The sequence below is a fragment of the Streptomyces sp. NPDC057654 genome (genome assembly GCF_042800135.1).
GTDB lineage: Bacteria > Actinomycetota > Actinomycetes > Streptomycetales > Streptomycetaceae > Streptomyces.
In genome coordinates, this window is the sequence record NZ_JBHVHQ010000036.1 from 1 (window position 1) to 23,505 (window position 23,505).

The window sequence follows — 23,505 nt, forward strand, 5'->3', positions numbered from 1 at the left end:
CCATGGCCTTCACCAACCCCCTCAAGCAGGCCGTCGACGTCGGCCAGGACGTCCGCGACCACCACGACATCCCGCGCCCGGTCCTCGCCGGCGCCGCCGTACTCGTCGCGGGCACCGGCGCGTACGGAGCACTGCGCCTCGCCCGCCGCCGCTCCACGCGCTGACGGGCCCCACGAGCCCGCGGACCGGCGTGCCTCACGCGCCGCGCGGCACACCACCGGCCCCCGCACCGCGCCCTGTCAGTACCGGCGCATAGGGTCAGGGCCCATGACGAAAAGCGACAGCGACACCGCTACGGGCACCACCACAAACACCGTCCCGGGCACTGCCGTGGACACCACCGTCGACGTCGACGAGGCAGTACGCGCGGAGCTCGGCCGGCTCCGCGACAGCATCGACAACATCGACGCGGCCGTGATCCACATGCTGGCCGAGCGCTTCAAATGCACCCAGCAGGTCGGTCACCTCAAGGCCGAGCACAAACTCCCGCCCGCCGACCCCGCCCGCGAATCCCGCCAGATCGCCCGCCTGCGCGAACTCGCCGAGAACGCCAAGCTCGACCCCGCCTTCGCGGAGAAGTTCCTCAACTTCATCATCGCCGAGGTGATCCGCCACCACGAGACGATCGCCCGCTCCTGACGGCCCCCGGCCGAGCCCGCACGGCCACCCCCGCCCCGCACGTACGGCCGTCACCCTTCGCGCCGACGTCGCCCCCGTACCGCCGTCACCCCCGTACGGACAGATAGTGCGCGCGGCGCTCCGCGTCGGCCGCCACCGCCACCCCGGTCCAGGCCATCGCCCGCGCCGCCGCCAGCACCGCGTCGTCCGCCGCCGCGCCCACCGTCCACCGCGCGAACTCCGGCGTGTGCGGCCAGCCCTCGGCGCCCAGGATGCCGATGCTCGGATGGATCGCCGGCAGCGCGTGCGTCACGTTGCCCATGTCCGTCGACGCGCCCAGCCGCACCGGCGCCGCCGGCGGCAGCGTGCGGCCCGCGGCCCGCAGCCCCTCCGCGTACGCCCCCATGAGCCACGGATCGTTGCGCAGATCCAGATAGTCGGGCTGGGTCGGACGGATCTCCACCGAGCATCCCGTCGCGATCGCCGCACCCTCGAAACACGCCTGGACCCGCTTCTTCAGCGGATCCAGCTCCTCGGCCGTCGGCGTCCGCACGTCCCACTCCAGGACCGTACGGTCGGGGATGATGTTCGACCGCTCGCCGCCGTCCCGCACCACCCCCGACACCCGATAGCCGTCCGGCAACTGCTGCCGCAGCAGCCCCACGGCCACCTGCGCCACCACCGCCGCGTCGCCCGCGTTCACCCCCGACTGCGGATCCTGCGCCGCGTGCGCGGAGCGGCCCGTGAACGTCACCTCGAAACGCGCGGCCGACGTCGTCGAGGACCGCGCGTCCACATCGTCATGGCCCGCCGGATGCGCCATCATCGCGACCGTCACGCCGTCGAACGCCCCGCGCTCCAGCATCAGCACCTTCCCGCCGCCCGCCTCCTCCGCCGGCGTCCCCAGCAACACCACCCGTATCCCCAGCACATCGGCGGCGGCCGCCAGCCCGATCGCCGCACCCGCGCCCGCCGCGCAGATCACGTTGTGCCCGCACGCGTGCCCGAGCCCCGGCAGCGCGTCGTACTCCGCGCACACCCCCACCGTCAGATCGCCGCTCCCATACGAGCCGACCACCGCGGTCTCCAGCCCGTACGCCCCCCGCTCCACCACGAACCCGGCGCCCTCCAGCAGGTCCGCGAGCCGCCCCGCCGAGGCATGCTCCTCGAACGACAGCTCCGGCTCCGCGTGCAGAGCCCGACCGAGCTCCAGCAACCGCTCCGAGAACTCCCCGATCCGGGCCTCCACAAGGCCATGAGCACGATCACGCACAGCGGCGACAGACATAGTCAACTCCAGACGGCCAAGCGGACAGAACCACGCCCACAGCTTGCCCCAAACCCCCATGCCCCTCCGCACCGACTGCGGCACCATGAGCCCATGCCCGTACTCACACGCGAAGAAGCGCAGACCCGCGCCCGCCTCCTCGACGTCCACCGCTACACCGTCCACCTCGATCTCACCCGCGGCGAGGAACGCTTCGGCTCCACCAGCACCATCCGCTTCGACGCGCGCGAAGACGGCGCGGACACCTTCGTCGAACTGCCCGCCAGCGGCCTGACCCGCGTCACCCTCGACGGAACCGACCTCGACCCGGCCGCCGCCTCAGCCGGCAGATACCCCCTCACCGGCCTCACCCGCGGCGCACACGAACTGCGCGTCGAAGCCCAACCGCCGTACTCCCACACCGGCGAAGGCATGCACCGCTTCACCGACCCCCTCGACCAGGCCGTCTACCTCTGCACCCAGTGCTGCCTCGCCGACGCCCCCGGCGTCTTCGCCGCCTTCGACCAGCCCGACCTCAAGGCCGTCTTCCACACCACCGTCACCGCGCCCCCGGAATGGACCGTCCTCGGCAACGGCGTCGCCACCCGCACCGGAGACCCCGCCGACGGCCACTGGGAGATCGCCCCCACCCCGCCGATCAGCACCTACCTCATGGCCGTCGCCGCCGGCCCCTGGCACTCCGTACGCACCGAACACCGCGGCATCCCCTTCGGCATCCACGTACGCCAGTCCCTCGCCCCCCACCTCGACGCCGACGCCGAGGAACTCCTCGACATCACCACCCGCTGCTTCGACCGCTACCACCAGAAATTCGACGAGCCCTACCCCTTCGACTCCTACGACCAGGCATTCGTCCCCGAATTGAACTCCGGCGCCATGGAAAACCCCGGACTCGTCACCTTCCGCGACGAATTCGTCTTCCGGTCCGCCGTCACCGACGCCGAACGCCAGACCCGTGCCATGGTCATCGCCCACGAAATGGCCCACATGTGGTTCGGCAACCTCGTCACCCTCCAATGGTGGGACGACATCTGGCTCAACGAATCCTTCGCCGAATACATGGGCTACCAGACCCTCACCGAAGCCACCCCGTACACCGACACCTGGGCCGACTTCGCCGCCGCCCGCAAAGCCTGGGGCTACGACGCCGACCAGCGCCCCTCCACCCACCCCGTCGCCCCCGCCCCCGAGGACGTCCTCGACACCGCCGCCGCCGAACTCAACTTCGACGGCATCTCCTACGCGAAAGGCGCCAGCGCCCTTCGCCAGCTCGTCGCCTGGCTCGGCGAGAAGAACTTCCTCGCCGGCATCAACGAACACTTCGCCCGCCACCGCTTCGCCAACGCCACCCTCGCCGACTTCATCGACTCCCTCGCCCACGCCTGTGACCGCGACGTCCACGGCTGGGCCGACACATGGCTCCGCACCACCGGAGTCGACACCCTCGTCCCCGAAATCACCCCCGAATCCCCAGACGACGCTGCCGACAACTGGCAGCTGACCGTCCACCACCGCGGAACCCGCCCCCACCACCTCGCCATCGGCCTCTACGACCAGTCACCTGCCGACCCCCGCCGCCTCACCCTCCGCGAACGCCCCGAAACCGAACTCCCCGCCGACGGCACCACCCATAGCCACACCCGCCCCGGCCGACGCCCCGCCCTCGTCCTCCTCAACGACAACGACCTCACCTACACCAAAATCCGCCTCGACCCCCACTCCTGGGACACCGCCCTCCACCACCTCTCCGGCCTCCCCGACCCCCTCACCCGCGCCACCGTCTGGAACGCGGCCCGCGACATGGTCCGCGACGGCGCCCTCGCCCCCGCCGCCTACCTCGACGCCGCCCGCGCCCACCTGCCCCACGAGACCACCACCCCCATCACCCACGCCGTCCTCACCTTCGCCCGCACCCACATCACCGACCACTACGTCACCACCGAAGCCCGCCCCGTCGCCCTCACCACCCTCACCGACCTCTGCCACGACCTCCTCACCCGCACCGAGAACGGCGGCCACGGAATCCGCCTCACCGCCGTACGCACCCTCATCGACAGCGCCACCACCCCCGACACCCTCCACGACTGGCTCCACGCAGGCGCCGTCCCCGGCGGCCCCGCACTCGACCCCGAACTCCGCTGGCGCGCCCTGACCCGACTCGCCGTCCTCGGCGCCACCACCCCCGCCGACATCGACGCCGAACTCGCCCGCGACCCCAGCGCCACCGGCCGCGAAGGCGCCGCCCGCTGCCACGCCGCCCTCCCCGACACCACCGCCAAAGCCACCGCCTGGCACGCCCTGTTCGAAACCGACGACCTCTCCAACTACCTCTTCAACGCCACCGCCCAAGGCTTCTGGCAACCCGAACAACTCGACCTCGTACAGCCCTACCTCACCCGCTACTACCCAGCCGCCACAGCCCTCGCCACCCGCCGCGGCACCACCCTCGCCGTCTCCGCGGCCACCCACGCCTTCCCCCACCCGCTCGTCACCCACGAGAACCTCCGCCTCGGCGAGGAATGCCTCACCACCACCGGCCCCACCCCCACCCTGCGCCGCAGGCTCGGCGACCAACTCGACGACCTCAAACGCGCCCTGAACATCCGCGACACCACCCACTGACCCCCAGAAACCGACCACAGAGGGAACCGCCGCACACGAAAAGGGCCCCCGCCACCCCGAAGGGTGCGGGAGCCCGCCCTCTCAGCGCCGCCCTCAGCGGCGGCCGCCCCGGCTCAGCCGCGCGACTCGTCCGCGGCGTCCGACGGCTGAGCCGTCCGCAACTCCGCCACGAACCGCTCCACCACACCGCTCTCCCGCGCGAAAGCCTCCACCGGCTCGCCCACGATCCGGCCCGCCAGCTCCGTGGCCAACGAACCCACCTGCTCCCGCAGCTCCGCCTCGGCCACCGCACGCTCCGCGTCGATCACCGCATGCCCCGCCGCGACGATCTCCTCACGCTGCCGCTGCCCCTCGGCACGCAACTCCGCGATCAGCGCCGTCCCCTGCTCAGCGGACTCCTGCCGCAGCCGAGCCGCCTCATGACGCGCCTCCGCCAACAGCGCCTCGTACTCCGCATGGACCCGCGCGGCCTCCGCACGCGTCGCCTCCGCCACCTCGATCCGGCCCTCGGTGGCCTTCTCCCGCTCCACGAGCACCCGCGCGATCCGCGGCAGCAGCACCTTCGCCATCACCGCGAACAACAGGAGGAAGAGAACCAGCCCCAAGACGAACGGCACGGGCTCCGGCTTGAGCGGACCAATGTCCATAGCAATGTCCATGACGCGAAGATTAGTCGAAACACGCCCACCCACGCGCGGCACCCCATTAGCAGACTCAACCGCCCTACACCGCACGGCAGTACCCCCATTGGGCGAACCATGACCGGAACACAACCGAAAATCGCACGAACCCAGTAACTTGATGCGGCTGTCACCCGCCCCCACCCCACACGGGCAGCCCTCCCACGCAACCGCCGCACCCCGAAGAGGCACCCCCATGCCCGCCCCCGACCCCACCAGCGCCCTCGCCGGCGGCACCCGAGGCCCCGACGCCTTACGCCCCCTCCTCGCCACCGTCCTCGACGCCCTCACCCACGGCGCCGCCACCCGCGACGGCCCCCTCCCCGCCGGCGGCCCCGACACCGTCGACCAGCGCGTACGAGCCGCCACCGACCCCGTCATCCCCGAAACCGGCACCGGCGCCCACGAAGCCCTCCACACCCTCGTCCACACCCTCACCGCGGGAACCGCCGACCCCGCACACCCCCACTGCGCCGCCCACCTCCACTGCCCCCCACTCGCCGTCGCGGCCGCCGCCGACCTCGCCGCCAGCGCCCTCAACCCCTCCATGGACTCCTGGGACCAGGCCCCCGCCGCCTCCCAACTCGAAGCCCGCACCACCCGGGCCCTCGCCGCCCTCGCCTACCCCGACCGCCCCGCACCCGACGCCCTCATCACCACCGGCGGCACCGAATCCAACCAACTCGCCCTCCTCCTCGCCCGCGAAACACCCTCCTCCCAACCCCTGCGCGTCATCTGCGGCGCCAACGCCCACCACAGCATCCACCGCGCCGCCTGGCTCCTCGGCCTCCCCGCCCCCACCACCATCCCCACACCCACCGGCACCATCGACCCCGCCCAACTCGACGAAACCCTCACCACCACCCGCACCCACCACACCGGCCCCCTCCTCGTCATCGCCACCGCCGGCACCACCGACACCGGCCAAATCGACCCCCTCCCCGCCATCGCCACCCTCTGCCACACCCACCGGGCCACCCTCCACGTAGACGCCGCCTACGGCGGACCCCTCCTCTTCAGCCACACCCTCCGCCCCCTCCTGAGCGGACTCGACCGCGCCCACACCATCACCCTCGACCTCCACAAACTCGGCTGGCAGCCCATCGCCGCAGGACTCCTCCTCGTCCCCGACACCACCGCCCTCCACCCCCTCGACCACCGCGCCGACTACCTCAACGCCGACGACGACACCGAAGCCGGCCTCCCCGACCTCCTCGGCCGCTCCCTCCGCACCACCCGCCGCCCCGACACCCTCAAAATCGCCGTCACCCTCCGCGCACTCGGCCGCCACGGCCTCGCCCACCTCATCGAAGGCGTCTGCGCCACCGCCCACCACCTCGCCGACCTCATCGACGCCCACCCCGCCCTCGAACTCCACTCCCGCCCCACCCTCAGCACCGTCCTCTTCCGCCCCGCCAACGCCACCCCCCGCACCATCGCCGACACCCGCCGCCGCCTCCTCCACCAAGGCCGTGCCGTCCTCGGCCGCGCCACCACCCCCACCGGCCGCTGGCGCAAAGTCACCCTCCTCAACCCCCACACCCACCCCGCCGACCTGCACGCACTCCTCCACCACATCGCACCACCCCCGGAAGGCGCCCCCGCCGATGACCACCGCACCACCCCCTGACCACGCCCCGACCCCACCCTCAACCCCCCACCGACCCCTCGACCTCGCAGGCATCGGCATCGGCCCCTTCAACCTCTCCCTAGCCGCCCTCGCCCACCCCCTCACCCACCTCAACACCGCGTTCTACGACCAACGCCCCAACTTCACCTGGCACCCCGGCCTCCTCATCGACAACACCACCCTCCAAGTCCCCTTCCTCGCCGACCTCGTCACCCTCACCGACCCCACCAACCCCTGGACCTTCCTCAACTACCTGAAAACCCAGCAACGCCTCTACCCCTTCTACTTCTCCGAGAAATTCCACATCCACCGCACCGAATACAACGCCTACTGCCGCTGGGTCAGCGAAAACCTCACCGGACTCCACTTCAACCACCAAATCGACACCATCCGCTGGAACCCCGAACGCACCCTCTTCGAAATCGACTACACCCAACTCGACACCCACGGCGAAGCCGAAGCCCTCGGCCGCGCCCACGCCCGCAACCTCGCCCTCGGCATCGGCACCGCCCCCCACATCCCCACCCCGCTACGCCCCCTCGCAGAAACCCCCACCACCCCCGTCATCCACTCCGCCCACTACCTCGACCACCGACAGAAAATCCTCACCGCCGACCACATCACCGTCATCGGCTCCGGACAATCAGGAGCCGAAATCTTCCTCGACCTCCTCCTGCACCGCCCACCCGGAAAAGAAAAAATCCACTGGCTCGCCCGCACCCCCGCCTTCGCCCCCATGGAATACAGCAAACTCGGCCTCGAACAATTCACCCCCGACTACACCCACTACTTCCACGCACTCCCCGAACCCGTACGCGACCAACTCCTGCCCCAGCAATGGCAGCTCTACAAAGGAATCGACGCCCAGACCCTCGCCGCCATCCACGACGAGCTCTACCGTCGCACCCTCGACGGCGGCTGGCCCGACACCGTCCTCACCCCCGGCGTCAACGTCCGCACCGCCGGCCGCGTCGGCACCACCCGCATCGAACTCCACCTCGACCACACCCAACAAGGCACCCGCACCCGCCTCACCACCGACGCCGTCATCCTCGCCACCGGCTACCGCGAACGCCCCACCGACGCCCTCCTCGCCCCCCTCGACCCCTACCTGCGCCGCGACAGCGCAGGCCGCCCCCGCGTCGACGAACACCAACGCCTCACCCTCGACCCCAGCATCAAAGGCGCCATCTACGTACAGAACGCCGAACGCCACACCCACGGACCCGGCACACCCGACCTCGGCCTCGCCGCCTGGCGCAGCGCCACCATCCTCAACAACCTCACCGACACCACCCCCTACCCCCAACCACACCGCACCGCCTTCACCACCTTCGGCCTCCCGCCACAGCAGCCACGCACCCCCGCCACCCGAAGGCCACTGCCCCTCTCCGAACCGGCAAACCACCTGAAGGTCTGACCCCGCACCCCTCATCCACAACCCCGGCACGCAGCCCCCGCACCTGAGAGGCTGAAGCCATGACCCAACACCTCCCGTACGGCACCCCCGAAACCCCCCGCCTCGCCGTCCGCGGCGAAGCCCACCTCGAAGTCGACCCCGAAACCGCCCACCTCGACATCACCGTCAACGCCCGCGGCACCGAACACCGCACCACCCTCGACGACCTCACCCGCCGCAACACCCAGGTACTCGACCTGCTCAAGACCTACGACCACGCCATCGAAAAACTCGAAACCGGCAGCTTCACCATCACCCCCCAACTCACCGAAAAAGGCCGCCACGAACGCATCCACGCGTACCACGGCCACGTCCACACCACCGCCACCATCAGCGACTTCACCACCCTCGGCGAACTCACCGCCCGCCTCACCGCCCTCGACCTCACCCGCGTCGACGGCCCCTGGTGGAGCCTGCGCCCCGACTCACCCGCCCACCGCGCCGCCCGCCGCCAGGCCGTCCACGAAGCCGTACAACGCGCCCGCGAATACGCCGACGCACTCGGCGCGCGACTCGACGCCATCCTCGAACTCGCCGACATCGGAGCCGACGCCCCCACACCCCCCGGCCCCATGGCGTACGGGCCTCCCGGCGTCGCCCGCTCCGCGGCCGGATACGGGGGCGGAGCCGACCCCGAACCCGTCCTCGACCTCGAACCCCAACGCCAGCACGTCTACGCCCAGGTCAACGCCCGCTTCACCATGACCCGCCCCACCCTCTGAAACCACCCGCGCATCGCTCATCAGAGCGCCCCCGCGCACGTTTCACTACTTGTCAACAAGCCTTAACCCAACGGCCGTTGGCCTGTCCCGACCGGCAGATTCCCTACCCATCAGTACGTCATAGAGTCGAGACATGCGCCGAGCAAAAATCGTCTGCACCCTAGGACCCGCCACCGACTCGTACGAGCAGATCAAGGCACTCGTCGAGGCAGGAATGGACATCGCCCGCTTCAACCTCAGCCACGGCACCTACGCCGACCATGAAGCGCGGTACCACCGGGTGCGCAAAGCCTCAGAAGAAACCGGCCGCAACGTCGGTATCCTCGCCGACCTTCAAGGCCCGAAGATTCGACTCGGCCGCTTCCGCGAAGGACCCGTACTCCTTGAACGCGGCGACGAGTTCACCATCACCGTCGAACCCACCGAAGGCGACCGCCACCGCTGCGGCACCACCTACGAAGGACTCGCCGCCGACGTCACCCGAGGCGAACGCATCCTCGTCGACGACGGCCGCGTCACCCTCGAAGTCATCGAAGTCGACGGCCCCCGCGTCAAGACCATCGTCATAGAAGGCGGCATGGTCTCCGATCACAAGGGACTGAACCTCCCGGGCGTCGCCGTCTCCGTCCCCGCCCTCTCCGAAAAAGACGTCGAAGACCTCCGCTGGGCCCTCCACGCCGGCGCCGACATGATCGCCCTCTCCTTCGTCCGCAGCGCCGACGACATCCTCGACGTCCACCGCATCATGGACGAAGAAGGCCGACGCCTCCCCGTCATGGCCAAAATCGAAAAACCCCAGGCCGTCGACAACCTCGAAGGCATCGTCGACGCCTTCGACAGCATCATGGTCGCCCGCGGCGACCTCGGCGTCGAAATGCCGCTCGAATCCGTGCCCATCGTCCAAAAACGCGCCATCAAACTCACCAAGCGCAACGCCAAGCCGGTCATCGTCGCCACCCAGATGCTCGACTCCATGATCGACTCATCCCGGCCCACCCGCGCCGAAGCCTCCGACGTCGCCAACGCCGTCATCGACGGCACCGACGCCGTCATGCTCTCCGGCGAAACCAGCGTCGGCAAATACCCCGTCGAAACCGTCAAAACCATGAGCCGCATCGTCGAAGCGGCCGAGGAAGACGTCCTCCTCAAAGGACTCCCACCCCTCACCGAACGCAGCAAACCCCGCACCCAGGGCGGCGCCGTAGCCCGCGCCGCAGCCGAAATCGGCGACTTCCTCGGAGCCAAATACCTCGTAGCCTGCACCCAGAGCGGCGACACCGTCCGCCGCCTCTCCCGCTACCGCTCCCCGATCCCCCTCCTCGCCTTCACCCCGGAACCCGCCACCCGCTCCCAGCTCAACCTCACCTGGGGAGTCGAGACGTTCCTCGGCCCCCGAGCCGAGAACACCGACCAAATGGTCCAGCAGGTCGACGAACACCTCCTGCGCATCGGCCGCTGCCAGAAGGGGGACGTGGTCATCATCACGGCGGGCTCCCCGCCAGGGGTCCCCGGCTCGACCAACCTGGTGCGCGTGCACCACATCGGCGAGGACGATTCACCGAAGAAGTAGGCCAGTGCGTCAGGTCAGTACTTCGGTCCGATGTGCTGATCCATGAGGGCTACGGAGGCGCGGCGGGCTACGGAGACGTTGGCCGGTCCGCCTCCGCGCCGCGTCATCTTCCATTCGACGCCGACCTTGTCGAATGCGTCGGTGCAGAGTCCCAGGATGTCCTCGGACTTGTTGGTGAAGAAGTAGCGCGGATATTCATAGCGTTTGCGCTCGCCGCCTACGAGGCGGGTGGCCCAGTTGGTGATGCGGCACCCGTCGGAGTGGATCAGGCCGCGCAGAAACTCCCAGGGATGGGCGTCGACAATCTGCCGCTGCCATGGTTCGAGGGCGATGCGGCGATCGTGTTTCCTGCCAGGGCCATGCTGAGGGAACAGGCAGGGCCAGTGCCTGCCGTAGCTGGTCACCGTCACGCACCCTTTCCGTTGGAGCGAGTAGGCGCGCAGAGAGGGGCGTACGGCCAGGATCGCGCTGTGGCAGGCGTCGATGAGGCCCGGCCAGGCATCGGAGCAAGCGATGCGCAGTTGGTGGCCGCCGCGCGGCTGGGGGCTGATACAGCCGTCTCCGAGATAGAGGCCGAGCAGATAGGAGTACGCGGCTTCATCGAGTGCCGTTCCGTCGCAGCGGGGACAGTCGACCGGACGTACGCGGGGGAGGGGCTCGATTCGCGTATGCCAGCTACGGAGTGCAAACCGGGATATTCCGGTCTCCCGGCTGACGGAGTTGAGGCTGCGACCTTGGCCGACGAGTGCGAGCGCGCGCCTGCGCGTATCGATGTCGTACATATGGACGAGATTGGCGGGGCCCTTGTCGACGGGAGCCTAATCGTCGCCTGTTCACCGTGACGAGTGAAGATCGCCAATCGTTCGCGAACCTTGGAATTAAAGGTAAAGTGCCTCGGGTGGGATTCGAACCCACGCTGTCGGTGGTTTGAGCACCGTGTCTCTGCCGCTGGACTACCGAGGCTTCCTATGAAACGCAGGCTAGCGGAGAACCGCGTTGTATCAAACATACAGGAGCTAGGTAGGCTCATGGGGCACCGCCTGTCTGGAACGAGGAGTCCCGTGACCGCCGCCGAGCCCCAGCCGCATGCCGACGACGAGCAGTCGCACGTCCCCCCGCTGACGACCCGCGTCGTCATCGCGGAGGACGAGGCCCTGATCCGGCTCGATCTCAAAGAGATGCTGGAGGAAGAGGGCTACAGCGTCGTCGGCGAAGCCGGTGACGGGGAGACCGCCGTCGCCCTGGCCCAGGAGCACAAGCCCGACCTCGTCATCCTCGACGTGAAGATGCCCGTACTCGACGGGATCTCCGCCGCGGAGCGGATCGCCGCGGAGTCCATCGCGCCCGTACTGATGCTCACGGCCTTCTCGCAGCGCGAACTGGTGGAGCGGGCGCGGGACGCCGGGGCCATGGCGTATCTGGTGAAGCCGTTCAGCAAGAGCGACGTGGTGCCGGCCATCGAGATGGCGGTTTCGCGGTTCGCGGAGCTGCGGGCGCTGGAGCGCGAGGTCGCGGACCTGTCGCAGCGGCTGGAGACGCGCAAGCTGGTGGACCGGGCGAAGAGCGTGTTGCAGACGCAGTACGGGCTGACGGAGCCCGCGGCCTTCCGGTGGATTCAGAAGACGTCGATGGACCGCAGGCTGTCCATGCAGCAGGTGGCCGAGGCCGTGATCGAGGACGCCGAGGAGAAGAAGGCGTCCAAGGGGGAGTAGGGGAAAGTTTCGTGCCCCGCATGTGTGGCTGCGGCGGGGCGGTGAGGCGGTTTCCACGTGGCCGCGATGTTCAGTCCTCGCCGAGGTATGCCTTGCGTACGGATTCGTCGTGGAGCAGGTGTTCGCCGGTGCCGGAGAGGACGATGGCGCCGATTTCCATGACGTGGCCGTAGTCGGCGAGGGAGAGGGCTGCCTGGGCGTTCTGTTCGACGAGCAGGATGGTGGTGCCGGTGGCTTTGAGTTCGGCGATGGTCTCCATGATTTTCTGCATCATGATGGGCGAGAGCCCCATGGACGGCTCGTCGAGCATGAGGAGTTTGGGACGGGACATGAGGGCCCGGCCCATGGCGAGCATTTGTTGTTCGCCGCCGGAGAGGGTGCCGGCTGCTTGTTTGCGGCGTTCGCCGAGTATGGGGAAGAGTTCGTAGGCGCGTTCGGCGTCCTGATTGATTTCGGTGGGGTTTTTTCGGAGGAACGCGCCGAGTTGCAGGTTTTCGGCGACGGTGAGCCGGGGGAATATGCGGCGGCCTTCGGGTGAGTGGGCGAGGCCGCGGGCGACGATTTGGTGGGCGGGTGTGCCGGTGAGTGGTCGGCCGTCGAAGGTGATGGTGCCGCTCTGGGGGGCGAGGAGTCCGGAGATGGTGCGCAGGGTGGTGGTTTTTCCGGCTCCGTTGGTGCCGATGAGGGTGACGACCTGGCCTGTGTCGACGGTGAAGGATATGCCTTTGACGGCTTGGATTTTGCCGTAGGCGACTTTGAGGTCGTCCACTTCGAGGAGTGCGGTCACTGGTGGTCCTCCGGGCGGGCGACGGTGTCCGGTGGCGTTGCGGCTTCGGCTTCGGCTTCGGCGGCTTCGACTTCTGCGATTTCCTCGGCTCCGGGTGCGCCTTCGAAGGGGGTGCCGAGGTAGGCGGCGATGACGCGTTCGTCGGCTTGTACGGCGTCGGTTGTGCCTTCGGTGAGTTTTTCGCCTTGTACGAGGACGGCGACGCGGTCGCAGAGGTTGAAGATGAAGCGCATGTCGTGCTCGATGACGAGGACGGCGGTGCCTTGGTCGCGGATGGCGAAGACGAGTTGTTGGGTGGTGCGGGTTTCCTGGGGGTTCATTCCGGCGGTGGGTTCGTCGAGGAGGAGGAGTCCGGGGTTGCCGGCGAGTGCGCGGGCGATCTCCAGTTTTCGTTGTTCGCCGTAGGGGAGGTTGCGGGCCAGGTGGTCGGCTTTGGGGGTGAGGCCGGTGAATTCGAGGAGTTCTTGGGCGCGTTGGGTGGAGGCGGCTTCGGCGCGGCGGAAGGCGGGGCCGCGGAGCAGTGCGGAGAAGAGTCCTTCTTTGGTTTGGGTGTGGTGGCCGACGAGGACGTTTTCGAGGACGGTCATGTTGGCGAAGAGGCGGATGTTCTGGAAGGTGCGGGCGATGCCTGCTTTGGCGACGAGGTGGGGTTTCGGGGGGAGGGCGGTGTTTTTGTAGGCGACTTTTCCGCTGGTGGGTACGTAGAGGCCGGTGAGGCAGTTGAAGAAGGTGGTTTTTCCGGCGCCGTTGGGGCCGATGAGGCCGACGATTTCGTGGGGGTGGACGCTGAGGTCGACGGCGCGTACGGCGGTGAGTCCGCCGAAGCGCATGGTGACGCCGGTGGCGGTGAGGACGGGCGTGTCGGTGGTGGTCGTGGTGGTCATGGCTGTCACGCCCCTGCCTTGGTGACGCCGACGGTGCCGGGCGGTAGGTCGCGGTCGGGGACGTCGAGTTGGCCGGTGTCGTGGTATTCGAGCTGCTGGCGGCGGTTGGGGATGATTCCTTCGGGGCGCAGTCGCATGAGGAGGATGAGGGCGATGCCGAAGGCGAGGAGTTGGTAGTCCTGGAGGAATTGGAGTTTGGCGGGGATGAGGTAGAGGAGGGCGGCGCCGAGGAGGGGGCCGGTGATGGTGCCCATTCCGCCGAGGATGACGGCGGCGAGGAGGAATGCGGAGTTGGGGGGTACGGGGCCGGCGAAGACGTATTGCTCGGGTACGACGGTGGAGGTGACGTGGGCTTGTACGGTGCCGGCGAGTCCGGCGAGGGTGGCGCCGAGGGCGAAGGCGAGGAGTTTGAGGCGGAAGCTGTTGATGCCGCTGGCGGTGGCGGCGGTTTCGTCTTCGCGGATGGCTATCCAGGCGCGGCCTATGCGGGAGTTTCCGGCGCGGTTGAAGACGAGGACGACGACGATGGTGATGAGGAGCATGAGCAGGTAGTAGTTGGCGAAGGGGGCGAGGGTGATTCCGGCGACGTCGTGGGATTTTCCGAATGAGTAGCCGAAGATTTCGAGGTCGGGGATGTTGGGGATTCCGTTGGGGCCGTTGGTGACGGATGGGCCGGATTCGCCGTCGAGGTTTCCGACGGTGATGCGGAAGATTTCTCCGAATCCGAGGGTGACGATGGCGAGGTAGTCGCCGCGCAGGCGCAGGGTGGGGGCGCCGATGATGACGCCGAAGACGAGTGAGGCGGCGGCGCCGGTGAGGGCGGCTGCCCAGAAGGGGAAGTGGATGTCGAAGGTGGAGGCGGTGGAGCCGGAGACGAGGGCGGCGGTGTAGGCGCCGACGCCGAGGAATGCGACGTATCCGAGGTCGAGGAGGCCGGCGAGGCCGACGACGACGTTGAGGCCGAGGGCGACGGTCGCGAAGATGAGGATGTTGACGGCGATGAGGGTGTATTGGTCGGTTTTCTGGGTGAAGGGGAATGCTGCCGCGGCGATGAATGCGGCGGTGATGGTGATGTTGCGGTGTTTGTTGGTGAGGGCTGTGAGCCGGGCGACGAGGCCGGCTTTGAAGAGTGCGGCGGCGGCGAAGACGACGAGGATGAGGAATCCGGTGAAGAGTTCGCCGTATTCGGTGTCGATGCCGTAGGTGGTGGTGTAGAGGGCGATGCCGAATGAGGCGGCGATGATGAGGATTTCGGCCCAGGTGGGGAGGGGGCGCGCGGGGCGTAGGGGGCGCGGGGTGCGGCCGGGGCGTACGGTCCGGTAGATGCCGTGGAGGGCCGTGCCGAGGGCACCGGTGTGGAGTCGGCCGTGCTGGGGAAATGAGGCGGCGGTGCGTCGGTCGATGGGTTGGGCGAGGGCGCCGAGGAGGGCGGTCAGGGTGGTGACGGCCGCGATGTAGCCGCCGGGTTCGAGGTTGGCGAGGCCGCCGAGTTGGTCGGCGATGGCGATGAGGGTGTACCAGGTGGTGGCGAGGGTGCCTGCGGCGAGGTAGGCGGTGGCGTTGTTGCCGCCTGCCGGGGTGAGCCAGGTGAGGCCGGGGGTGTTCCAGGCGGAGAGCGCGAAGGCGAGGGTGAGGATGCCGCCGACGAGGGTGAGGATTTGGAGGCCGCCGGGGTAGCCGGTGACGGTGAGGTCGCCGGGGAAGTCGGTGGTCCAGGTCCAGGCGAGGAAGGTGGAGAGGACGGTGAGGGCGGCTCCGGCGGCGGTGATGATGCGGGCGGTGCTGAGGGGGAGGGGGATGACGGGGGTGGTTTCGGTGTGGGTTGGTGTGGTCATCGCTGTCACGCCCGATCCGCTACGCGTTCGCCGAGGAGTCCTTGGGGCCGCAGCAGGAGTACGGCGATGAGGAGGACGAAGGCCCAGACGTTGGCCCAGCCGCCGCCGCCGAGCTGCTGCATGCCGGGGATGTCCTGGACGTAGGTGATGGTGAGGGCTTCGGCGAGGCCGAGGACGACGCCGCCGAGCATGGCTCCGTAGATGTTGCCGATGCCGCCGAGTACGGCCGCGGTGAAGGCTTTGAGGCCGAGGATGAAGCCCATGAGGACGTCGACCTGTCCGATGCGCAGTCCGTAGGCGACGCCCGCGACGCCGGCGAATCCGCCGCCGATGGCGAAGGCGAGGACGATGATGCGGTCGGTGTTGATGCCCATGAGCTTCGCGGTGTCGGGGTCCTGGGCGGTGGCCTGCATGGCGCGGCCGGTGCGGCTGTTGGCGATGAACAGGCCGAGGGCGGCCATGCAGACGGGCGCGGCGATGAGGACGAAGATGTCGTTGCGCTGGAGGTGGAGGTCGCCGGCGAGTTGGAAGGAGTCACCGCTGATCTGGGGGAAGCTGCGGGCTTTTTTGGCGTTGGGGTAGAAGCTCCAGACGATTTGCTGGAGGGCCAGGGAGAGTCCGATGGCGGTGATGAGGGGGGCGAGTCGGGGGGCGCCGCGCAGGGGGCGGTAGGCGAAGCGTTCGGCGGCGGTGGCGACGCCGACGGAGGCGATGACGGCGCCGATGACCATGAGGGGGATGGCGAGGGTGAGGGCGGTGTTGCTGGGGAGCCAGAGCCAGATGGTGAGGGCGCCGAAGCCGCCGACCATGACGATCTCGCCGTGGGCGAAGTTGATGAGCTGGATGATGCCGTAGACCATGGTGTAGCCGATGGCGATCAGCCCGTAGGTGGCGCCGAGGGCCAGGCCGGTGATGAGTGTCTGGGGTAGTTCGTGCACCGCGGGGCCTCCGATGCGGGTGTCGGATGTGACGCCGCGCGGGGGCGCTGGTGGCGCCCTCGCGCGGGGGTGCTGTGGCGGGGCGGTGCGGTGGTCATTCCTTGAAGGTGGCGCTCTTCACGGTCGTCCATTTGCCGTCTTTGACGGTGTAGACGGTGAGTTGTTTGTTGGTGGTGTCTCCGTACTGGTCGAAGGAGACTTTGCCGGTGACGCCTTGGAAGGAGACGGTGGACATGGCGTCGACGACTTTGCCGCGGGCGTCGCTGGGGAGTTTGCCGTTGTTGTCGTTCATGACCTTCTTGACGGACTGGATGATGGCCCAGGCGGCGTCGTAGGAGTAGCCGCCGTATGCGGCGTAGGGGTCTTTGTAGTTCTGGGCGGCGTAGTCCTTGATGAAGGTCTTGGCGGAGTCGAGCTGCTGTACGGGGTAGCCGACGGAGGTGGCGAGGTCTCCGTTGTTGTTGCCGCCTGCCGCTTTGATGAAGGCGGGGTCGTAGATGCCGTCGCCGCCCATGACGGGCACGTTGGCGCCGGCGCGTTTGGTCTGGCCGGAGAGGAGGCCGCCTTCGGGGTACTGGCCGCCGAAGTAGACGGAGTCGGCGCCCGAGTTCTTGATTTTGTTGGCGGTGCTGGAGAAGTCGGTTTCCTTGGTGGTGAGGTGGTCGGTGCCGACTACTTGTCCGCCGAGGCGTTTGAATTCCTGGCTGAAGATGGTGGCGAGGCCGGCGCCGTAGGTCTGTTTGTCGTCGACGACGAAGGCCTTGCGTTTTTTGGCGTCGTTGTAGAGGTATTGGGCGGCGAAGCGGCCCTGGATGATGTCGGTGGTGGCGGTGCGGAAGTAGGTCTTGAAGGGGCGGCTCTTCTTCCCCTGGCCCCATTTGTCGCCCTGGCTGAGGGCGGGGTTGGTGTTGGCGGGGGACACCTGGGTGAGGTTGGCGTTGGCGAAGACGCGCTGCATCGACTGGGCGACGCCGGAGTTGAGGGGGCCGACGGCGCCGAGGACGCTGGTGTCGGCGGCGAGTTTGGTGGCGTTCTGCTGGCCGGAGGCGGGCACGGCCTGGTCGTCGAGCGGCTCGATCTTGAAGGTTACGCCTTTGACCTCGTTGTTCTTGTTGGCGGTTTTGACGGCGAGGTCGACGGAGTTCTTGATTCCTTGGCCGATCGCGGAGAGGGAGCCGGTCAGCGGGGCGTCGACGCCGATGGTCACGGTGGTCTTCTTGCCGCCGTTGTCGCTGCCCTTGTTGTCGTCGCGGGATCCGCAGGCGCTCAGGGTGAGGGCCCCTGTGGTGAGCGCGGTGGTGAGGATGAGCAAGGAACGGTGTCGCACGTCGATTCCTTTCCCTGGCGCGGCCTCCTCTGCTGAGGTGCCGTATCGCTCGCCGGGTGGGTGTGGAATGTGCGGTGCTTGAGGTGCGAGCCGCCCGGCGGGGTGGTGACTGGCCGTGACTATAAGGGTGTGCGGCGGGCTGGGGCAGTGGTGTCGTCCATGCTGTGACTGTCTTGTTATGACGCGAATCACTGTTTGGGATTTGTGTAGAAGATCTAATCGGATGGTTGGGGCGGATCATGATTTCTTCGCTGATCTGGATCGCTTGATTCCGCAGTTCTGTTAAGGAGTTGCGTCGGTTGCGGCCCGTTGCGGGTCGCAGATGGCGCGGAGCGATGACGAGAGATCGCGGGCGTAGCTCTCGCCGAGGAGGAAGCTCTGGTTCTGAATGGCGCGAATGCTACGGAGCGTTACATCGAGGAAGGGGAGTTCGACACCGTGGGGAAGGCCGGCGCAGCGGGTGACCGTGGAGCTGACGGTGACGGACCGGTGGGCGGTGGCGCGAAGGGTGAAGGGCGGCCGTGGCCGGGTGGTGATGGTGAGGCCCGGGTAGGGCTGGGTGATGGATTCGACGGTCACGGCGGGGCCGTCGGTGACGGTGATCCGGAGCTGGTAGGCGAAGGTCCGCCGCGACCGGTCGGGCGGTGTGACGCGGCCGGTGTAGGTGATCTCGGTGACCTGGTTGGGCCGGGGCGGCGGCAGCGGGGTCTGCCGGGTGGTGTGGAGGTAGCCGTAGCCGGCCGCGGCGGCGAGCGCGCAGGCGGCTGTCAGGGCGTAGGCGGTGCGGCGGGCGCGTACGGGGCGCGTGGCCCCGCGCCCGTACCAGCGGCGCGGGTTGATGCCGGTGGGTGTGGGTGCGGGGCGTTCGTCGGCGGGCGCTGTGCCGTCGCCGGCTTCTACGGGGCCGATGCCGCTCACCGGGTGCTCGCCGGTCGCCTCGGCCGGGTGCGGGGCGCGGTCATTCCGGTGGGCGCCAGTTCTCGGAGCTCCAGGTCGCGCCGTTCTTCGCGGTGCAGCGCTGCTGGGCCTGGCGCTCGATCAGCCGGCGTGCGGCGTCCGTGCCGTGGGCGTCCCGTTCGGCGTGTGCGGCGTGCACGATGTCGTCGTAGATCTCGCGCTGTTCGTTGGACATTCCCTTCTCTTCCCAGTCCATTCCGGCCCATTTGCTGCCGGTGAGTTCCTGCGTGGCCCAGTAGGAGATGAGGTCGGTACACGCTTGGACGAGCGAAGAGGGGGGTGTGGCCGTGGTCGTGGCCTGGGGTCGGTGGGGCGTGGAGTCGTCGCAGCCGCCGAGTGTGAGGACGAGCGCGGCGGTGAGCGCCAGTGCGCAGGCGGCGGCGGGCCGTGCGGGGGTGCGGGGCGGGGCCCTCATGGGGGCACGGTAGGGCTGCCTCGCGGGGCTGGGAAGCGGGGGCGGCGGCTTCGGGCCGCTGTATGGGGCGGGGCGCTTCGGGAGGGGCCTGTGGGGAGGAGCCCGGCCTCCCGCGACCGGGCTCCTCCCTTCGTCAGCTGCCGGTCGCCGTGCCGGTTTCGCCGTTCGGGGCGGGCGGCGCGTCGCGGAGCAGGCAGGTGAGGCGGGCGGTGCAGACGCGCTTGTCGTTCTCGTCGGTGATGACGATCTCGTACGTGGCGGTGGAGCGGCCGCGGTGTACGGGGGTGGCGACGCCGGTGACGAGTCCGGAGTGGGCGCTGCGGTGGTGGGTGCAGTTGAGGTCGACGCCCACGGCGATCTTGGTGGGGCCGCCGTGCAGCATCGAGCCGACGGAGCCGATGGTTTCGGCGAGTACGGCGGAGGCGCCGCCGTGCAGCAGGCCGTAGGGCTGGGTGTTGCCTTCGACGGGCATGGTGGCGACCACGCGCTCGGGGGAGGCATGGACGATCTGGACGCTCATGCGGTCGCCGAGGTGTCCGGCGGTCATCATCAGGGACAGGTCGAGGCCGCTGTCGGCCCACTGGTCCAGGACTTGTTGTGGGAACGTGGTCCGGCTCTGTTCGCCCATGGGGTCGAGGCTCCGATCGTCCTTCGGTCGTTGATGTGGCAACGGCTTTCTTGCCGGAAGTATTACCAGGCGGCCCGGTGAGCGGTCAGGCCGGGTCCTGGAGGCCGGGGCCGGGCGTGGGCGTGGGTTCCAGGCGCACCACCACGGATTTCGAGGCGGGGGTGTTGCTGGTGTCGGCGGTGTGGTCGAGGGGGACCAGGACGTTGGTCTCGGGGTAGTAGGCGGCCGCGCAGCCGCGTGCGGTGGGGTAGTACACGACGCGGAAGCCGGGTGCGCGGCGTTCGGCGCCGTCCGTCCATTCGCCGACGAGGTCGGCGTACGAGCCGTCGGCGAGGCCGCGGGCGCGGGCGTCGTCGGGGTGGACGAGGACGACGCGGCGGCCGTTCTTGATGCCGCGGTAGCGGTCGTCGAGGCCGTAGACGGTGGTGTTGTACTGATCGTGGGAGCGGATGGTCTGAAGGAGCAGCCGGCCCTCGGGGACCTTGGGGTATTCGACGGGGGCGGCGGTGAAGTTGGCCTTGCCGGTGGCGGTGGGGAAGCGGCGGGCGTCGCGCGGGGCGTGCGGCAGGGCGAAGCCGCCGGGTTCGGCGACCTTGGCGTTGAAGTCCTCGAAGCCGGGGACGACGGCGGCGATGCGGTCGCGGATCGTGCCGTAGTCCTTCTCGAACGCGTCCCAGGGGACGCGGCTTTCGGGGCCGAGGACGCTCCGCGCGAGGCGGCAGACGATGGCGGGCTCGGAGAGCAGGTGGGGCCCCGCGGGCTCCAGGCGGCCGCGGGAGGCGTGGACCATGCCCATGGAGTCCTCGACGGTGACGAACTGGTCGCCGCCGGCCTGAGTGTCGCGCTCGGTGCGGCCGAGGGTGGGCAGGATGAGGGCGCGGGCGCCGGTCACCGCGTGGGAGCGGTTGAGTTTCGTCGAGACGTGGACGGTGAGGCGGGCGCGGCGCACCGCGGCCTCGGTGACGTCGGTGTCGGGGGTGGCGGAGACGAAGTTGCCGCCCATGGCGAAGAAGACCTTCGCGTCGCCGTCGCGGAGCGCGCGGATGGCCCGTACGACGTCGAGGCCGTGGGCGCGGGGCGGCGCGAAGCCGAATTCCTTCTCCAGGGCGTCGAGGAAGGCGGGGGCGGGGCGTTCGAAGATGCCCATGGTGCGGTCGCCCTGGACGTTGCTGTGGCCGCGTACGGGGCAGACGCCGGCTCCGGGGCGGCCGATGTCGCCGCGCAGCAGGAGGAAGTTGACGACTTCCTGGATGGTGGGGACGGAGTGCTTGTGCTGGGTGAGGCCCATGGCCCAGCAGACGATGGTGCGCCGGGAGTCGAGGACCATGCGCAGCATGCGGTCGATCTCGGCGCGCTGGAGGCCGGTGGCCTCCAGGGTCTCGTCCCAGTCGGCGGCGCGGGCGGCTTCGGCGAATTCCTCGAAGCCGTGGGTGTGTTCGTCGATGAAGTCCTGGTCGACGGCGCCCTCGGTCTCCAGGATGAGTTTGTTGAGGGCGCGGAAGAGGGCCTGGTCGCCGCCGAGCCGGATCTGGAGGAAGAGGTCGGTGAGCGAGGTGCCGCCGCCTGCGAGGCCGCGTGCCTTCTGGGGGTTCTTGAAGCGCTCCAGGCCGGCTTCGGGCAGCGGATTGACCGAGATGATCTTCGCGCCGCCCTGCTTGGCCTTCTCCAGGGCGGAGAGCATGCGGGGGTGGTTGGTGCCGGGGTTCTGTCCGGCGACGATGATCAGGTCGGCCTTGTAGAGGTCTTCGAGGAGGACGCTGCCCTTGCCGACGCCGATGGTCTCCGTGAGCGCGGAGCCGGAGGACTCGTGGCACATGTTGGAGCAGTCGGGCAGGTTGTTGGTGCCGAATTCGCGGGCGAAGAGCTGGTAGAGGAAGGCGGCCTCGTTGCTGGTGCGCCCGGAGGTGTAGAAGACGGCCTCGTCGGGGGAGTCGAGGGCGGTGAGCTCCTCGGCGATGATGTCGAAGGCCCGCTCCCAGGGCACCGGCTCGTAGCGCTCGGCGCCTTCGGCCAGGTACATGGGCTGGGTGAGGCGGCCCTGCTGGCCGAGCCAGTAGCCGCTGCGGGTCGCGAGGTCGGCCACGGGGTGGGCGGCGAAGAAGTCGGGGGTGACGCGGCGCAGCGTCGCCTCCTCGGCGACGGCCTTCGCGCCGTTCTCGCAGAATTCGGCCTTGTGCCGGTGGTCGGGCTCGGGCCAGGCGCAGCCGGGGCAGTCGAACCCGTCCTTCTGATTGACCTTGAGGAGGGTGAGGGCGGTGCGGCGCACGCCCATCTGCTGCCGGGCCATGAGCAGCGAGTGGGCGACGGCCGGCAGCCCGGCGGCGGAGTGCTGTGGCGCGGTGACGTCGGGCGCGTCCTGTACCGGATCTCCTGCGGGCGGTTTGCCTGCCATGTCGGCTCCCCTTCGGCGGTGTGCCTGCGGCCTTGGTGCTGTACAGATCCTGACACGGCGGGCTGACAGCGGCGGTGCCGAGGCCGTGTGCGGCGGGGATTGGCGGGCATTGTCAGTGGGGCGTGGCAGGATCGGGGACGTGGCAGCAAAGGCATCGAAGACGAGCGCAACGACCGGCACCGAGGCAGCGGGGGGAGGCCGCCCCCGTCTGCTCCTGATGGACGGGCACTCCATGGCGTACCGGGCGTTCTTCGCGCTGCCCGTGGAGAATTTCACGACCTCGACGGGGCAGCCGACGAACGCGGTGTACGGCTTCGCGTCGATGCTGGCGAACACGCTGCGCGACGAGGCGCCCACGCATTTCGCGGTGGCGTTCGACGTGTCGCGCAAGACGTGGCGGTCGGAGGAGTTCCCCGAGTACAAGGCGAACCGCTCGAAGACCCCGGACGAGTTCAAGGGGCAGGTCGAGCTGATCGGCGAGATGCTCGACGCGATGAGCGCGAAGCGGTTCGCGGTGGAGGGCTTCGAGGCCGACGACGTCATCGCGACGCTCGCGAAGCAGGCGACGGCGGAGGGGTTCGAGGTGTCGATCGTCACGGGCGACCGTGACTCCTTCCAGCTGGTCACCGACGATGTCACGGTGCTGTATCCGACGAAGGGCGTCTCGGAGCTGACGCGCTACACGCCGGAGAAGGTCGTCGAGAAGTACGGGCTCACGCCGCAGCAGTACCCGGACTTCGCGGCGCTGCGCGGCGACCCGTCGGACAACCTGCCGGGCATCCCGGGGGTGGGCGAGAAGACCGCCGCGAAGTGGATCAACCAGTTCGGTTCGTTCGCCGAGCTGGTGGAGCGGGTGGACGAGGTCAAGGGCAAGGCCGGGCAGAACCTCCGCGACCACCTGGAGGCCGTGAAGCTCAACCGCCGGCTGACGGAGATGATCCTCGACGTGGAGCTGCCGTGCGGGCCGCCGGAGCTGGCCCGCGAGCCGTACGACCGGCAGGCGCTGACGGTGTTCCTGGAGGGCCTGGAAATCCGCAACGC

20 protein-coding genes and 1 tRNA gene are annotated in these 23,505 nt (G+C 69.0%); 8 read left to right on the plus strand and 13 right to left on the minus strand.

Annotated features, from left to right (window positions below):
* Window positions 1–267: 267 nt before the first annotated feature.
* Window positions 268–639: a chorismate mutase gene (locus ACFU99_RS05460; protein WP_384386143.1), complete on the plus strand. Its 372-nt coding sequence runs from the start codon at window positions 268–270 to the stop codon at window positions 637–639.
* A gap of 85 nt (window positions 640–724) precedes the next feature.
* On the opposite strand, the gene ACFU99_RS05465 is transcribed toward ACFU99_RS05460, so the two are convergent.
* A complete protein-coding gene (locus ACFU99_RS05465) occupies window positions 725–1,906 on the minus strand; it encodes an amidohydrolase (protein WP_384386146.1) in 1,182 nt (393 codons plus the stop codon).
* Between the two features lie 93 nt (window positions 1,907–1,999).
* Between ACFU99_RS05465 and pepN the strand changes: the two genes are divergently transcribed.
* Window positions 2,000–4,528, plus strand: coding sequence for an aminopeptidase N (gene pepN / locus ACFU99_RS05470; RefSeq protein ID WP_384386150.1), 2,529 nt, complete (start codon window positions 2,000–2,002; stop codon window positions 4,526–4,528).
* Window positions 4,529–4,641: 113 nt separating this feature from the next.
* Here pepN and atpF read toward each other — a convergent pair whose 3' ends face one another.
* A complete protein-coding gene (gene atpF, locus ACFU99_RS05475) occupies window positions 4,642–5,187 on the minus strand; it encodes a F0F1 ATP synthase subunit B (protein ID WP_384386153.1) in 546 nt (181 codons plus the stop codon).
* A 217-nt stretch (window positions 5,188–5,404) separates the two neighbouring features.
* Here atpF and ACFU99_RS05480 point away from each other — a divergent pair, with 217 nt between their 5' ends.
* From ACFU99_RS05480 to pyk, 4 genes are all read left to right on the plus strand, one after another.
* Window positions 5,405–6,838: a pyridoxal phosphate-dependent decarboxylase family protein gene (locus ACFU99_RS05480; RefSeq protein ID WP_384386155.1), complete on the plus strand. Its 1,434-nt coding sequence runs from the start codon at window positions 5,405–5,407 to the stop codon at window positions 6,836–6,838.
* Window positions 6,816–8,258: a lysine N(6)-hydroxylase/L-ornithine N(5)-oxygenase family protein gene (locus ACFU99_RS05485; protein WP_384386158.1), complete on the plus strand. Its 1,443-nt coding sequence runs from the start codon at window positions 6,816–6,818 to the stop codon at window positions 8,256–8,258. The genes ACFU99_RS05480 and ACFU99_RS05485 overlap by 23 nt, the downstream gene beginning before the upstream one ends.
* A 59-nt stretch (window positions 8,259–8,317) precedes the next feature.
* Window positions 8,318–9,019: an SIMPL domain-containing protein gene (locus tag ACFU99_RS05490; RefSeq protein ID WP_384386161.1), complete on the plus strand. Its 702-nt coding sequence runs from the start codon at window positions 8,318–8,320 to the stop codon at window positions 9,017–9,019.
* Between the two features lie 133 nt (window positions 9,020–9,152).
* On the plus strand, window positions 9,153–10,589 hold the full coding sequence (gene pyk, locus ACFU99_RS05495; protein ID WP_384386163.1) for a pyruvate kinase: 1,437 nt from the start codon (window positions 9,153–9,155) through the stop codon (window positions 10,587–10,589).
* Between the two features lie 14 nt (window positions 10,590–10,603).
* Here pyk and ACFU99_RS05500 read toward each other — a convergent pair whose 3' ends face one another.
* Both ACFU99_RS05500 and ACFU99_RS05505 read right to left on the minus strand, forming a co-directional pair.
* Window positions 10,604–11,371, minus strand: a complete 768-nt coding sequence (locus ACFU99_RS05500) for a transcriptional regulator (RefSeq protein WP_384386166.1) — start codon at window positions 11,369–11,371, stop codon at window positions 10,604–10,606.
* A 108-nt stretch (window positions 11,372–11,479) separates the two neighbouring features.
* A tRNA-Leu gene (locus tag ACFU99_RS05505) sits at window positions 11,480–11,552 on the minus strand.
* 98 nt (window positions 11,553–11,650) lie between these two features.
* On the opposite strand from ACFU99_RS05505, the gene ACFU99_RS05510 reads away from it, so the two are divergent.
* Complete coding sequence (locus ACFU99_RS05510; protein WP_384386168.1) at window positions 11,651–12,301, plus strand: ANTAR domain-containing response regulator; 651 nt, start codon at window positions 11,651–11,653, stop codon at window positions 12,299–12,301.
* A 70-nt stretch (window positions 12,302–12,371) separates the two neighbouring features.
* Here the strand turns inward: ACFU99_RS05510 and ACFU99_RS05515 are convergent, their stop codons facing one another.
* The 9 genes from ACFU99_RS05515 to ACFU99_RS05555 all read right to left on the minus strand — a co-directional run bounded on the left by ACFU99_RS05515 (window position 12,372) and on the right by ACFU99_RS05555 (window position 22,464).
* Entirely contained in the window at window positions 12,372–13,088 is a 717-nt protein-coding gene (locus ACFU99_RS05515; RefSeq protein WP_384386171.1) for an ABC transporter ATP-binding protein, read from the minus strand.
* Entirely contained in the window at window positions 13,085–13,972 is an 888-nt protein-coding gene (locus tag ACFU99_RS05520) for an ABC transporter ATP-binding protein (protein ID WP_384386174.1), read from the minus strand. Before ACFU99_RS05520 ends, ACFU99_RS05515 begins: the two co-directional genes overlap by 4 nt.
* A 5-nt stretch (window positions 13,973–13,977) precedes the next feature.
* On the minus strand, window positions 13,978–15,807 hold the full coding sequence (locus ACFU99_RS05525; RefSeq protein WP_384386177.1) for a branched-chain amino acid ABC transporter permease: 1,830 nt from the start codon (window positions 15,805–15,807) through the stop codon (window positions 13,978–13,980).
* Between the two features lie 5 nt (window positions 15,808–15,812).
* The gene (locus ACFU99_RS05530; protein WP_384386180.1) at window positions 15,813–16,745 is read right to left on the minus strand and encodes a branched-chain amino acid ABC transporter permease; all 933 of its coding nucleotides are present in this window, start codon (window positions 16,743–16,745) and stop codon (window positions 15,813–15,815) included.
* 94 nt (window positions 16,746–16,839) lie between these two features.
* Window positions 16,840–18,072 (minus strand): branched-chain amino acid ABC transporter substrate-binding protein, encoded by a 1,233-nt coding sequence (locus tag ACFU99_RS05535; protein WP_384386183.1) that lies wholly within the window; start codon window positions 18,070–18,072, stop codon window positions 16,840–16,842.
* 282 nt (window positions 18,073–18,354) lie between these two features.
* Complete coding sequence (locus tag ACFU99_RS05540) at window positions 18,355–18,990, minus strand: Tat pathway signal sequence domain protein (protein ID WP_384386185.1); 636 nt, start codon at window positions 18,988–18,990, stop codon at window positions 18,355–18,357.
* Between the two features lie 40 nt (window positions 18,991–19,030).
* Window positions 19,031–19,444 carry a hypothetical protein gene (locus ACFU99_RS05545; protein WP_384386188.1) on the minus strand — a complete coding sequence of 138 codons (414 nt, stop codon included), beginning with the start codon at window positions 19,442–19,444 and terminating at the stop codon, window positions 19,031–19,033.
* A gap of 133 nt (window positions 19,445–19,577) precedes the next feature.
* Window positions 19,578–20,072 (minus strand): PaaI family thioesterase, encoded by a 495-nt coding sequence (locus ACFU99_RS05550; RefSeq protein WP_384386191.1) that lies wholly within the window; start codon window positions 20,070–20,072, stop codon window positions 19,578–19,580.
* A gap of 85 nt (window positions 20,073–20,157) precedes the next feature.
* Window positions 20,158–22,464 (minus strand): FdhF/YdeP family oxidoreductase, encoded by a 2,307-nt coding sequence (locus ACFU99_RS05555; RefSeq protein ID WP_384386194.1) that lies wholly within the window; start codon window positions 22,462–22,464, stop codon window positions 20,158–20,160.
* Between the two features lie 217 nt (window positions 22,465–22,681).
* Here ACFU99_RS05555 and ACFU99_RS05560 point away from each other — a divergent pair.
* Window positions 22,682–23,505: 5'-3' exonuclease H3TH domain-containing protein (locus tag ACFU99_RS05560; RefSeq protein WP_384386197.1), on the plus strand; the 824-nt coding region annotated here is incomplete at its 3' end.